The organism is Dyadobacter beijingensis DSM 21582 (assembly GCF_000382205.1).
Lineage (GTDB): Bacteria > Bacteroidota > Bacteroidia > Cytophagales > Spirosomataceae > Dyadobacter > Dyadobacter beijingensis.
Genome location: NZ_KB907786.1, coordinates 1,582,046 through 1,595,321 on the forward strand (window position 1 = coordinate 1,582,046; position 13,276 = coordinate 1,595,321).

The 13,276-nt window shown below is 53.5% G+C and carries 13 protein-coding genes; 5 read left to right on the plus strand and 8 right to left on the minus strand.

Annotated features, from left to right (window positions below; all coding sequences use genetic code 11):
- The first annotated feature begins 103 nt into the window (after positions 1-103).
- The 3 genes from H144_RS31520 (at position 104) to H144_RS0106555 (ending at position 4,273) form a co-directional block, all read left to right on the plus strand.
- Positions 104-2,638 (plus strand): M1 family metallopeptidase, encoded by a 2,535-nt coding sequence (locus tag H144_RS31520; RefSeq protein WP_033402367.1) that lies wholly within the window; start codon positions 104-106, stop codon positions 2,636-2,638.
- On the plus strand, positions 2,598-3,446 hold the full coding sequence (locus tag H144_RS0106550) for a helix-turn-helix domain-containing protein (protein WP_019941254.1): 849 nt from the start codon (positions 2,598-2,600) through the stop codon (positions 3,444-3,446). The genes H144_RS31520 and H144_RS0106550 overlap by 41 nt, the downstream gene beginning before the upstream one ends.
- A gap of 137 nt (positions 3,447-3,583) precedes the next feature.
- Positions 3,584-4,273: an SIP domain-containing protein gene (locus H144_RS0106555; RefSeq protein WP_019941255.1), complete on the plus strand. Its 690-nt coding sequence runs from the start codon at positions 3,584-3,586 to the stop codon at positions 4,271-4,273.
- On the opposite strand, the gene map is transcribed toward H144_RS0106555, so the two are convergent.
- The 4 genes from map to H144_RS0106575 all read right to left on the minus strand — a co-directional run bounded on the left by map (position 4,274) and on the right by H144_RS0106575 (position 7,346).
- Positions 4,274-5,038, minus strand: a complete 765-nt coding sequence (gene map, locus H144_RS0106560; protein ID WP_019941256.1) for a type I methionyl aminopeptidase — start codon at positions 5,036-5,038, stop codon at positions 4,274-4,276.
- A gap of 15 nt (positions 5,039-5,053) precedes the next feature.
- A complete protein-coding gene (locus H144_RS0106565; RefSeq protein WP_019941257.1) occupies positions 5,054-5,833 on the minus strand; it encodes a DUF3050 domain-containing protein in 780 nt (259 codons plus the stop codon).
- A 155-nt stretch (positions 5,834-5,988) separates the two neighbouring features.
- Entirely contained in the window at positions 5,989-6,363 is a 375-nt protein-coding gene (locus H144_RS0106570; protein WP_157504477.1) for a VOC family protein, read from the minus strand.
- Positions 6,364-6,530: 167 nt separating this feature from the next.
- Positions 6,531-7,346, minus strand: a complete 816-nt coding sequence (locus H144_RS0106575; RefSeq protein WP_019941259.1) for an AraC family transcriptional regulator — start codon at positions 7,344-7,346, stop codon at positions 6,531-6,533.
- A gap of 203 nt (positions 7,347-7,549) precedes the next feature.
- Here H144_RS0106575 and H144_RS0106580 point away from each other — a divergent pair, with 203 nt between their 5' ends.
- The gene (locus H144_RS0106580; RefSeq protein ID WP_019941260.1) at positions 7,550-8,341 is read left to right on the plus strand and encodes a class I SAM-dependent methyltransferase; all 792 of its coding nucleotides are present in this window, start codon (positions 7,550-7,552) and stop codon (positions 8,339-8,341) included.
- Between the two features lie 93 nt (positions 8,342-8,434).
- Positions 8,435-8,935: a DinB family protein gene (locus H144_RS0106585; protein ID WP_019941261.1), complete on the plus strand. Its 501-nt coding sequence runs from the start codon at positions 8,435-8,437 to the stop codon at positions 8,933-8,935.
- Here H144_RS0106585 and H144_RS0106590 read toward each other — a convergent pair whose 3' ends face one another.
- From H144_RS0106590 to H144_RS0106605, 4 genes are all read right to left on the minus strand, one after another.
- On the minus strand, positions 8,936-9,577 hold the full coding sequence (locus tag H144_RS0106590) for an HAD family hydrolase (RefSeq protein ID WP_019941262.1): 642 nt from the start codon (positions 9,575-9,577) through the stop codon (positions 8,936-8,938).
- Between the two features lie 92 nt (positions 9,578-9,669).
- Positions 9,670-10,962 carry a PqqD family protein gene (locus H144_RS31525; protein WP_019941263.1) on the minus strand — a complete coding sequence of 431 codons (1,293 nt, stop codon included), beginning with the start codon at positions 10,960-10,962 and terminating at the stop codon, positions 9,670-9,672.
- Complete coding sequence (locus H144_RS0106600; protein ID WP_169409371.1) at positions 10,959-11,534, minus strand: DUF4136 domain-containing protein; 576 nt, start codon at positions 11,532-11,534, stop codon at positions 10,959-10,961. The genes H144_RS31525 and H144_RS0106600 overlap by 4 nt, the downstream gene beginning before the upstream one ends.
- Before the next feature lie 54 nt (positions 11,535-11,588).
- Complete coding sequence (locus tag H144_RS0106605; RefSeq protein WP_063826379.1) at positions 11,589-13,106, minus strand: Do family serine endopeptidase; 1,518 nt, start codon at positions 13,104-13,106, stop codon at positions 11,589-11,591.
- Between the last annotated feature and the right edge of the window lie 170 nt (positions 13,107-13,276).

Below are 13,276 nucleotides of genomic sequence, written 5' to 3' on the forward strand. Positions count from 1 at the left end.
TCAATTACAATATACAAAAACGTTACGCATCGTAGCAGAATCTGCGAAAACATTCATTTCGTATTAAAATGGAAGTGCTATTTTTGAGCGTATCCTTAATCTGATGAATTCAATACGCTCCTTACTACTGATGGCGACGATGGTTGTCGCCTTCTTCGCCTGCACGCAGCCGAGCGGTTCTGCTCCCGAAAAGGGTGTTTCGTTTGCCTTGAATCAGTATCGCAAGCAAAATATCGATAGCATCCGGTATGCCATCGAACTGGATATTCCCGCTGGCAAGACGGACAAGATCCTGGGGAAAGAGACGATTTCGTTCCACCTCCATTCCCTGGATTCGGCGCTGGTGCTCGATTTTAATGTCGATGCCGCGCATTTGAAGGAAGTGCGTGTAGCGGGTGGAAAGGCGGATTATCAGTTTGTGAATGAGCATATTGTCATTGAACCAAAGCATTTGGTTACGGGCAGAAACGAGTTGGAGATCGATTTTGTGGCGGGGGATTTGTCGCTCAACAGGAGCGAGGATTATCTCTATACGCTCTTCGTGCCAGACCGCGCTTCGACGTGTTTTCCTCTCTTCGACCAGCCTAATCTTAAAGCCTCCTACCAACTCACATTGAAGACCCCCGAAGGCTGGGAGGCTGTCTCGAATGGCGGGTTGGAGGCCAAGACGATGGAAAATGGCAAGGCCGTGTACCGTTTCGGGGCTACGAAGCCGGTGAGCTCGTACCTTTTCGCATTTGCGGCCGGGAAGTTTTTTAAGGCTACGCAAGTGCTCGATGGCCGCGAAATGACGATGTATTACCGCGAAACCGACACGGCCAAAGTGGCGCGCAACCGCGATGAGGTGTTTCAGCTCCATGCCAGATCGTTGGCGTGGCTGGAAGATTATACGGGCATCGGTTACCCGTTCGGGAAGTTCGATTTTGTGCTGCTGCCTTCGTTTCAATATGGCGGAATGGAGCATCCGGGGTCGATTTTTTACAATGAGCCGGCCTTGTTCCTGGATGAAAATGCATCGGTGAACCGCAGAATGGCCCGCGCGAGCGTGATCGCGCACGAGTCGGCGCACATGTGGTTCGGCGACCTGGTGACGATGGAGTGGTTCAACGACGTATGGCTCAAAGAGGTGTTTGCCAACTTTATGGCCGCGAAAATCGTGCATCCGGGTTTCCCGGAGGTCAACCACGACCTGCGTTTCCTGCTCGCGCATTACCCGAATGCGTACGAGGTCGATCGCACGGCGGGCACTAACCCTATTTTGCAGCAATTGGGCAACCTCAAAAATGCCGGCACGCTTTACGGCGCGATCATTTATATGAAGGCGCCGATCGTGATGCGGCAGCTGGAAAGGAAGATCGGCGGGACGATCATGCGGGAAAGCCTGCAAGAATATTTGCGCTCCTATTCATTCAAAAATGCCCGCTGGGACGATCTGATCGGCATTATCGACAAGCGTACGCCGCAGGATATCGCTTCATGGAGCAATGTGTGGGTGAAAACCCCGGGTATGCCTTCGTACGATGTGCAGGCAGGCAAGCTGGTGCAGGCCGCCGATTCGGTGAAGGGGCGTGCCTGGGAGCAGCCGCTGGTTTTGAAAAGCATTCAGGAAGGGAATAGCAGCCTGGCTTTTCCGAATAATGACGGAACGGGATATGGCTATTTTAAAATGGATTCCGCTTCGAAAAAGTGGTTTTTTGAAAATTATGGCAGTAAGAATACATTGTTCGCCGACCCGGTGTTCCGCGGCGCGATGCTGGTAAACATCTGGGAAGGATTACTGCGCGGCGACGGCCCGGCTCCGGCAAAGCTGGCGGGTTATACATTGAATGCGTTGGCCAAAGAGCAGAACCCGCTGCTGGTGGATTACCTGCTGGCCAATCTGCAAAGCGCCTGGTGGGTGTTTTTGAATGCAGAACAACGGGCAGAAATGCAAATGCAGCTGGAAAATACCCTCTGGCAATTGCTGAACGGTACGCAGGACAAAGGGATTCAGACTTCCTATTTCCGCGCATTCAAGGCATTGGCATCGACGGGCGACGGATGGCAGAAAATGCACGGCTTGTGGACCGGAAAGCTGGTCGTGAAAGGGCTGGTACTATCGGAGGAGGACAAGATTTCGCTCGCCTACGAACTGGCGTTGAAAGGGAATGGCGATGGCAAAACGATTCTCAGCCAGCAGCTTCATGCTACTCAAAATCCCGATCGCAAGGCGCGGATGCAGTTTGTGATACCGGCACTCAGCCCCGACGAAGCCGAACGCGACAGGTTTTTTGAATCACTGAAAAAAGAATCGAACCGGGAGAAAGAGGCTTGGGTGCTGGATGCATTGGCCTACCTCCATCACCCGCTGCGTGCGAAAAGTGCATTGAAATATCTCCGGCCTTCACTCGACATGTTGCAGGAAATCCAGCTGACGGGCGATATATTTTTTCCCACCCGATGGCTGCACAATACTTTTGCAGGACACGCGTCGCCGGAAGCTGCCCGCATAGCGCAAGCGTTTTTGAACGAGCATTCCAATTACCCTTATTTTCTGAAAAACAAGATACTGCAAGCGACGGACCTGCTCGATCGCTCGGTAAAATTATCCGCGACTTATGGCCGGCAAGAACATTCCCCTGCATTATCTCAGCGATGAATCGGGGCTGGGAATCTCCCTGCAACGCATAGACCGTATGAACCGGATGAACGGCGTCTACATGGATGCCCACCGCGACGATCACGGCAACTTCTTCTTCCAGGAAGACGGGCACGCGCGGCTGATGGTGGATTTTCGGGAGATCGAGCTCCGGGGCAGCGGCGTGTTCTGCATTATGCCCGGCCAGGTGCATTACCCGCTCGAAACGGCGGGTTCGTATGGCTGGTTTCTGGGTGTGGATTTGAGCCTGCTCGACGAGCATCACCGGGCTGTGGTGGACGAATATGCCCTGCACGGCTTTCCAGCGAATGTCGATGCCGGCTATGCCGATGTGCTGGCGCGCAGCCTCGGTTTGCTGCTGGAATTTTATGAGGCGCCTGCCCGGTATGGCCAGCCGCTGATACAATCGATGCTGAAAACGTGCATTGGGCTCTTCACCTCTTTATTTGAAAAGGAAATCCTGCAAAGGACGGCGCAGTCCCGTCCGTCGGCACTTACTTCGCAGTTTCGCAAACTTTTGTCGCAGCATTTTAAAACTGTGAAAAGTCCTTCGGATTATGCGGGTATGCTGAACATTACCTCATCCTACCTGAATGAAGTGGTGAAAGAAACCTCGGGCCAGCCGGTGAGCCACTGGATCCAGAGCGAGGTAATGATGGAGGCGAAAAGATTGCTCTATTACACCGATTTGAATGTAAAGGAGATTGCATTCGCCCTCGGCTACGACGACCAGACCTATTTCTCACGACTTTTCCGGAAGGTTTCGGGTAAATCGGCGGGGCAGTTCCGGGACGAGTACCGCAAATAGCGGATGCGGGTAGAACCGCGATTTGTCCAATCATTACCCCTGTTCTTCCCTTTATTGTTGCCGCCCGCGCGTGTTGTTTTGTAAAGTAAATATTCGGCTGGATCGTCAGCCCAGAAAACAACACCAATCGGACAGAAATGAATATCATCAAACAGAAAGCGCTTCATTTGCTTGAAACCGCATTTGGAAAAACAGGCACCGTCCTCGCGATCCGGGCCTGGGAACCTGCCACCTTTTTCGAAGTGGACGTCCACTTCCCCGATATGGATATGAGCAGCTGGAAACGCGTGCAGCACATAAAGGTGCGCGTCGGCGACGGCATTTACCGCGACTATACCCCAGCCGGCTGGGACGAGGACATCCGTACCTGTACATTATATATCAATGCCGAACAGGACGGCCCCGGCGCGCAATGGATACGCTCGCTGCGTGCAGGCGACCCCGTTACCTACGTAGGCGTGGGCGCGACCATGCACCGGCCTGCACCTGCGGGAGAAATGGTCGTGTTTGGCGATATGAGCAGCATCGGGCATTATCTGGCTTTGCAGCAGCTGGCCGGCAACCGGCCGATCAGCGGGGCCATTACCATCGCCGATGAAAACCACCGGGAGGAGTTCAAGGAGTATTTCAACTGGAATATCCAGCCGGTACGCAAGAATGGCGACGGCGGGCTGGAATCGATGCTGAAATGGACCAGCGACAAAGCGCTGGACCATTCGAACATCTATATCTCGGGGCACATTCCTACCTGCGTACGCCTGCGGAAGGAGCTTAAAAAACGGTCGGATTCGCCGCTAGGCATCCAGGTGCAGGGTTTCTGGTCGTAGCTAATCGAAAATCCCGTTCATGGCGGTGAGGATCACCGGCTTGCCGTCCGTCACGACGATCGTGTGCTCGTGCTGCGCCACATATCCGCCGCGCGAGCCAACGAGCGTCCATCCGTCGCGCTCGGTAGCGGTGGTCGTCGAATCGGTAGAAATGAATGTTTCAATCGCGACGACGCTGTTTTTCCGGAAGCGGTTGGTGTTGTAGCGGTTATAATAGTTGAGGATTTCGTGCGGCTCCTCGTGGAGGCTGCGGCCCACGCCGTGGCCTGCGAGGTTTTTGATCACCTTATAGCCCGACCGTTTCGCCTCGGTTTCGATCAGCCGCCCGATGTCGGCGATGCGCACGCCGCCTTTGATCTGGCTTAATGCTTTGCTCAGAATGCGTTTGGAAGCATTCACGAGCTGGTTATGGCCATGAATGTCCTCGCCGAGCACGAACGAGCCGCCATTATCGGACCAGAATCCGTTCAATTCGGCAGACACGTCGATATTGATAAGGTCGCCTTCCTGCAATACCTTATGTTCCGACGGTACGCCGTGTGCGACTTCGTTGTTAACGCTGATGCAGGTCCAGCCGGGAAAGCCATAGGTAAGTTTCGGCGCCGATTTCGCACCGAGGCTGGTCAGCATTTCGCCGCCGAAATCATCGAGCTCCTTAGCCGTCATCCCCGGTTTGGCATGTTCGCGCATAGCACGCAGGGTGGTTGCCACCGCGCGGCTGGCTTCCAGCATGCCCTGCATTTCGTATTCTTTGGTAATAGACATATAACGGTCAATATCTTATTTCAAAACTTTTTCAATTTCCTCGTATACCCCGTCCCACAACGCGATGCGCCGTTCGAGGGAGGCGATGGTCGCTTTTTCGGCTTCCTGCCAGAACGCCTCGTTGTCGCCGCAGAGGTTGGCCGTCATTTGCAGGGCCAGGTGGCTGTGGTGGTCGCCGTCCACTTCGATGTGCCTTTCAAGGTAGTATTTAAAAATGGAAATGCTGTCGGGAAAGTGTCGGTGAATATCTTCGATAATGGACATAAACATTCCTGGTATCAGATCTTCGCGCCCGAAAGTGAAGGTGGCAGCTTGAAGGTGGGCCTTGCCGGTGGCGATGGTATCGAAGGTAAATCCGACAAATTCACGGGCTTTCTGCGGCGTGCCGGCCGCGTCAAATGCCTTGTCAAAATCGCCTGTCTCCCGCAAGACGTTGATAAACCGGTTAATCTCGCCGACATCCGCGCCGCATTGCGCCATCGCGTCGAGGTACAGTTCGAAATGGCTTTTGACGGCGCCATCCATGTCCACGTCCGATTCTTCGCCGGTCACGATTTCATTGATCAGGTGGCGCGTTTCGCCATCGCCGGTCGGGAACCAGGGCACGGAGGTGCACGTGAGGCTGTTTTGAAGTGATTTGAGCAGCGACATGAAGTCCCACACGGCATACACGTGGTATTTCATGAAAACTTGCAGGTCGGTAATGTCTTTGATAACCGAATAAACCTGGTGCTGGATGATCTGCTGGCGCAGCGGCTCGATGTTCTGCTGGATTCTGGTAATGTGATCGTTCATTGTTTGCATTGTTCTTTTTGGTAAACCCTTGTGATCGCGGGATTGTTCAGAACAGCAAATAAAATGAGCGGGAAAGAGACAATTTCGCGAGGTTTATTCAAAGCGCCGTGCGGGCCAGGCAAAAGTTACCCGCGCGGCGTTTTTTTGCCAACCCGTTATTGGGGCGAGTATTTGACAAGGTCAATTCCAATACCGTTCGGGTCGAGTATCGCGAAATGGCGGTCGCCCCAGGGTTCGTCGCGGAGATCGATCCGGATGTCGGTGCCTTTCTTTTTCAGCTCGTTGTAGAGTTTATCTACATCATCGACCTCGATGGTCAGGTACATGCCCTGGCCCTGGAATGGTTGGTGGAACAGTGGCTGCTGCGACGGGTGTTCCGGCAGCAGGAAGCTGATTTCGGAACCGCCACCCGGCGTGTGGAGCAGCAGGTAGAACTCATTCTCGAAAGTGACACCGAAGCCGAGCGTTTCTGTGTAAAAAGCTCTGGTTTCAGCGAGTTTGGACGTGATAATGCCGGCGTTCAGTTTCATGTTGCGTTTGGTTTTGGTTGATGAATTGGTTTGGGAAAATGCACAAATACTCATGCAAATCAAGGCGAGTGATACGATGTACCGTTTCATAGGCTGTTCGTTTGAAGTGAACCGATGACGCAATTTCGGCTTCCGAGCCCGCACAGGATTGTAAAAAACGGACAAAATCACCTCCCGAACGCTTTCCCCGGCGTTACGCCGTACAGGTTTTTGAATTCTTTGATAAAATGCGCCTGGTCGTAATAGCCGTTGTCGTAAAACAGCTTGTTTTCCCGCAGGCTCTGCTGTGAAGGCTTGGCACGAAGGATATGCTGAAACCGCACGACCTGGCTGAATGTCTTGGCGGAATCGCCGATGTAAAATTCGAACAACCGCCGGAGCTGCCGCGGGCTGAGTCCGGTGTCGAGGTCTTTTTCGACATTGACCACGCCGTAATTCCGCAGGATGATGGAAAGGGCCTGATACAGCCGCGGATCGGGATCGAATGCGACGCCGGCGACGTGGCGCAGGAAATAGTCGTCGAAAAGCGCTTTGATGGTAGCCGCAGGCATTCCGGCTTCGAAATGCGAGGCGATAAATTCTGCCGTTTCGGGGACCACCGCGTCCAGCGCTTCGAAGCGGTTGCTCAGCTCCGCCGCATTGATTTTGAAGAGTTGGGGGAACATCGTGGGTAAAAACCGAACACCCACGTAGTTGAAACTATTTTCGAGGGGAAACTCCGTGTATTTTTTACAAAAGCCCATGACGAAGTTTTCAACCGGGTTATTCAGCTCGAAAAAAATGTCGATGCAGCCGTCCGCCACGACGCGGTATATGAAAGGTTCGTCGAGCGGTAATGTGGTCCTGAGCTGCCAGTAGCAGTAAATAATTCCCTGTAACGCTGCGTCCGGGGCGAATTCCTGGTAGGTTACCCGTCCGGCCGATTGTTTCACGGTAGGCTGAACGGGCAGGTACAAGCCGCGAATGTCCGGGGTCCGATCCATATCATTGTCACCGTTAGAAAACCACCGCTATGTCCTGGCTGGATTCCATGGCACGGATTTTGAAAAATGGTTTTTATGTATTTATTTGTAAATCAATACTTTTCAATCAACAGACGATCAGGCCCCCTGAAACCCGACAGTCAAAAAGTCGGACTAATGTCTGCTGCACCCCTGAAACCATTCAATTTAATACATACACATTTATGAGCAAAGCACTCGATAACCTCCGTCTGTATGCAGGTGTTTTAAAAAGAGTTGGCTACACCATGACATTCGGAATGCTGAATTCCGGTTCACGGGAAGAGCTGTTGAAATTGTATAACAGCTATAACGGGCATCAAAATGGTGACGCCACGCCGGTAGACCCGTTTATCATTCCCAAAACCGATGTTTTCGAGCTTTTCGGGAACGACGGTGCTGCTTACGAAGGTGTCTACGAATGCGGTTTCGGGCACACGACCGAATTTGAATTGAAAGTGATCAGCAACCTCGTCAAGAAATGGAACCCGCACCGCATTTTCGAGATCGGGACGTTTCAGGGGCGGACTACTTTAAATATGGCGCTCAATACGGGCAGTGATACGGAGATCATCACCCTCGACCTGCCGGCCGACGACCTGGCTACGACGAAAATGGAAATCGAGGAAGGGGAGGTGCGTTACGTCAAAAAAGAAGTTTCCGGAGAGCGGTTCCTGGGCCATCCCGCGGCCTCCAAAATCCGCCAGGTGTTTGGCGACTCGGCCTCGTTCGATTTCAACGGATACATCAACTCCGTGGACGTCGCGTTTATCGACGGCTCGCACGCCTATGAATATGTGATGAACGACAGCGAAAAGGTGTTTGCCATCATGCGCAAAGGCGGCATCATCATCTGGCACGACTACACCAACTGGCCCGGCGTATGGACGGCGCTTAACGAGCTGTACCAGAACGACATCCGGTTTCGCGGCATCCGGCACATCGGCGGGACGAGCATTGCCATACTGGCGCTTTGAATTGACGTATAATCTGGATCGGATTGCATCGTGCCGTGGCGGTCAGCTGCGGCATTATTTTTATAATGTTGTTGAAAACCAACAAACTATCCTATGAGCAAGACAATCTTAACCGAGGCTTACATCAAGGAGCTGGAAGCGGAATATACCGCTACACGCAAATGCCTGGAACGCGTTCCGGTGACTTTGTTCGACTACAAACCGCATCCAAAATCGATGGCGATGGGTTACCTGACGCTGCTGGTGGCCGAAATACCGCTTTGGATCACCTTTATGGTGGAACAGGGGGAGGTGGATTTCGCCACTTACAAACGCTTCGAATTTACGACGAACGAGGAGTTGCTGGCGCATTATGAGGAGGTTTTCGCGGGGGCTAAGAAGTCGCTGGCCGGCATTACCGACGACGATCTCGATGCCCCGTTTCACCTCAAACGCCAGGGCCAGGTGCTATTTACCCAGTCCCGGCGCGAGGGCGTCGGCTCGACGATCAACCACTGGGTGCACCACCGCGGGCAGCTGACCGTGTACATGCGCCTGAACGACATTGCCGTTCCGTCGATTTACGGCCCGTCCGCCGACGATCCCACGTTCTGATCAGCGCGGAGGCCCGAAACGGTCGAATTGTTCTTTTTTAAGTTCTTCGAGAATTTCCTTCGTCGATTCGAAGCTGGTATGCTGAAATGCCCGAAGGCCGAGCGTTTTGGCCATATTGGCAAACATAATCCGGTCGTCGAAATACACGCACTGGCTGGGCGTCGCCTGCGCGATGCCCATCGCCAGTTCGAAAATGCGCGGATCGGGCTTGCGCATTTTGACCTCGCAGGATGAAATGAATGCGTCGAAACAAGTATGCAGCTTGAACTTCTGAACGCGGTAGTCGTTCAGTTCCTTGCCTTCATTGTTGATAGAAATAATGCGGAAACCGCAGTCTTTCTTCCACTCTTTCAGCCACGCCAGCATTCCGGGCAGTTCCACCGACTGCGAGTACATAAACTCCTTAAAATCCTCGCGGACAAAGTCGCGCGGGTGGTTAAATATCACGGTATCAAGGTATTGGTCGAGGTTGACGCTCCCGATCTCGTAGACGTTAAAGATGAAATTGTGGAGCTGGTCCATTTCCTTGTAATTAAGGCCAAACTTTTCGGCTGCCAGGATGCGTGATTCATGGCCCCATCCATTGCTCAAAAGAACGCCGCCAATGTCGAAAAAGAGGATTTTGAGATCGCTGATCTGCATGGTAAACAGGTGTAAAGGTTCGGCCGTAAAGATGCGGGGATAATTTGTGAAATCCGAAGACTTCGTCCGAACGTAGACGTTCGGACGGGATATTAGCGGCGTCCCCCACGGAAACCTCCGCCGCTAAATCCACCCCGGCTATACCCGCCGCCTCCGCCGTTAAATGTCCTTCCCCCAAACGACCCTCCGTAAGACCGCGAAGGCGCGCTGTATGAATTACCTCTCGGCATCGCCCGGTAACCCTGTCCATTCAGCGAACGCGGTGCAGAACGGAATGATTGGCCTCTGTCGAACAGGTAGGAACGCGTGCCGGCCGATGGGTTGAAATGGCGCGCGGCCGAGCCGATGAATGCCGTTCTGGGCGAGTAGGCGTACTGGCGTGGCGCGATCGTGCGGTAGTAGTGGTCGTACTGGCGGTACAGGTGTGGGTAATACCGGTATGCGCCGCCGAAGAACCATCTCGAAAAGCCCAGCGAAGGCATTGCGTACACCGTCGGATAGCCGCCGAGGCCGAGATAGAAGCCTGAACCGTAGCCATAGAGGCCGGGATACCACATCGCAGAGCCGTACCAGTAGGGGTAGCCGAACCAGTAGGAGTAAGGACTGCCGTAGTTCACCACTTTGTCGCCGGTAGGCGCCGGATAGCTGTAACCGCCTTGCGAAGCATATTCCTGCGATGCCTGGCCCAATTCCTGCATTGCCTGCGGGTTTTGCTTCAATTCGTCCTGGTAAGCCGCGAGTTCTTCCTTGTTCCGGGCTTCGAGCTGGTCGTGGAGGGTGGCCAGGTCATTGCGGACGTCGGCCGGGGCGTCTTTGTAACGTTCGCCGAGACGGGTAACCAGGTCGGCATGGTCGTTGAGAAGCGAGAGCACGTCGGGCATTTCTTCCAGCGTTTTGAATGCCTGCTGCGCGTCGGGGTTGAGCAGCGCAATCATACTTTGAAATGCGTTGGCAGCCTCCTCGTTCAGGTTATCGACTTTCACCAGGTCGCTGTGGTGGTTATTGTAAAGTTTCCAGGCCGCTTCTTTCAGTTCCGCAGCCGGGTCGGTGTTTGCCGCCAGGCCGTCGACTGCTTCGCGGGAGGTTTTGCGGGGAAGTGTTGCCAGTTTATGCATCAGCTCGGGATAGCGGCTCACTTCATAGAACCACGCCTGGTTTTTTTGAGCATAATCCTGAATCACCTGCTGAAACCCGTTGCTGCTTCTGTCACGTATTTGGGCCAGTTTGGCCAGTACGTCGGGATATTGCGTAGCTGTCAGAATATCGTTGCGGACGTCGTCATTGTAAGGTGCAATGGCTTTGAGGAGGCTTTGGTCATCCTGGCCGTAGCCGGTGAGGCTGGCGGCGGAGAGCATCAGTGCGGCAAAGAATCGGAGCTTTTTCATGACACAGGGAAGTTTTTCATCAACTTTTTAACACCCTTATTAATCTGTTTTTCAAGGCGGTTGGGATTGCTCACATCACCGGAAATGGCTTTTTGCCAGATAATATCCCCGGATTTGGTATCTACCACGTCGAGTACGAGCGTACCGTCCGTGCCGGTAGTGGAATAGGGGTAACCCCCGTATCCGTAGCCGCCGAAGCCACCATAGTAGGGGAATCCCCAGCCGAAGCGGCCCCAGCCCATCATCGGGTAGGCGCCATATGGGTAACCCCCTCCTCCGTAGTAGTTCTTACGCACACGCTGCGTGTAGGTGTGGAATTGCAGGAGCAGGTCGGGATGCTGCGTGTTGCGCGTCAGGCCCCGGCTTTCCAGCGCCTTGTCGAATGCCGATTGGATGCGGTGACGGGACAGTGAGCTGGCATACATCGGGTTTTGATTGGTTTTCATATCGGGTACAATCCAGTTGTAGGTCAATGCCTTGCCGGAGGGAATCGCCGGCTGTTGGGGACTTTGCGCGAGCACCACACTGCCCAGCACGGTCAGCATTCCCAACAAAATCAGGTTCTTTTTCATGTTGAATGATTGCATTGAGGGCTTCCGGAATTGATTCCCGGAAGCCCGGGTTACTTATAAACCAATGGCGAAATATTGGGTTTCATCGTTGCCGGGATAAAGCCCTTCGATCATCACCCCGCCTTTCTTGCCTTGCAGTATTTTGACCGCGTCACGGGCGTTGGCAACCGGTGTTTTGTCAATTTTGGTAATCACAAAACCTTCCTCCATATCGGTACCCTGGCGGATTTTGCCTGCATTAATGGCCGTCACCTGCGCGCCGGAGCCGATACCGTATTCCTTTTTCTGCTGATTGCTCAGGTCTTTCAGTTCAATGCCCAGCTGCTCCATTATCGCGGAGGCAGAGCGGTCGGCGACGGTGGGTTCCGAAATGCCTTTCAAAGTCACATTCATCACTTTATCAGCGCCGTCGCGGTTGACATTCACCGTTACCTTGTCGGATGGTTTGTGCTGGGCAATGGCTTCTTGCAGCTGCGGCACGCTGTTAATGGCATGACCGTCGATTTTCGTGATCACGTCACCAATTTTAATGCCGGCCTCTTTCGCGGCACTCTCGTCGGCAAAACTTTCGACGCGCACACCTTCATCCACTTTCAGATCGAACGATTTCACTTTCGCCGCATCCACTTCGCTGATGCCCACGCCGAGGTAGCCGCGCTGCACAGAGCCGAATTTGGAAATGTCTTCCACCACCTTGTGCGCAATGCTCGAAGGGACGGCGAACGAATAACCCGCGAATGAGCCGGTCTGGCTGGCTATGGCGGTGTTGATACCGATCAGGTTACCATTCAGGTCCACCAGCGCGCCGCCCGAGTTGCCGGGGTTAACGGCCGCGTCGGTCTGGATAAACGATTCGATCGGCGCCTTGGCATTTTCGCCGAGGATATTGATGCTGCGGCCTTTGGCGCTCACAATACCCGCGGTGACGGTCGAAGTGAGGTTATACGGGTTACCTACGGCGAGCACCCATTGGCCTACCTGCACATTTTCCGAGTTGCCGAATGACAGCGCCGGCAGGTTTTTCACCTCGATTTTGATCAATGCAATGTCCGTATTCGGGTCGCTGCCGATTACTTTGGCTTTGTAGGTATGCTTGTCGGCCAGGGTTACCTCCAATGTTTCGGCCCCCTGGATCACGTGGTTGTTGGTGACGATATAGCCGTCGGGATTGATGATCACGCCGGAGCCGCTAGCCTGCGGTTTCTCTCCCTTACCCTGCGGTGCCTGCTGACCGAATGGACTGCGGCCGCCGAAAAAGTCCCTCAGCTCGTCGGGGATTTCCATCTGGCTCACCGTGCGTTCCGGTTTTAGGGTAGATTTAATGTGTACCACGGCTGCTGTGGCTTTTTTGGAGGCAAAAGAGAAATCGGCCGGGATCATTGGGGCCGGGCCTTCGGCAGCGGGCTTGCCATCGAGCCGGGCCTGTTTGATAAACGGGGTGGCATTATTGACCCACGTCGAAATGGTGTCGGGCTTGCCGAAATGTTCGTAGGTAGCATAGGAGGTGCCGCCCAAAAAAGCGGATACAATGGCCACTGCGGCTATTTTTCTGAGATTACGAGTTGTTGTCATTGCTGTCGAATTGATTAAGTGTATTCAAATTTCAGCAGTGATCCTGTCGCAATTCTGTGGAGATTCTGAAGACATTTTGTAGTTGCGTATTTTTTTGAAGTACATAAAAAAAGGAGGGTCAGAAACCCTCCCTTTAATTCACTACTAGCCATGAAAATTCTTGTATATCG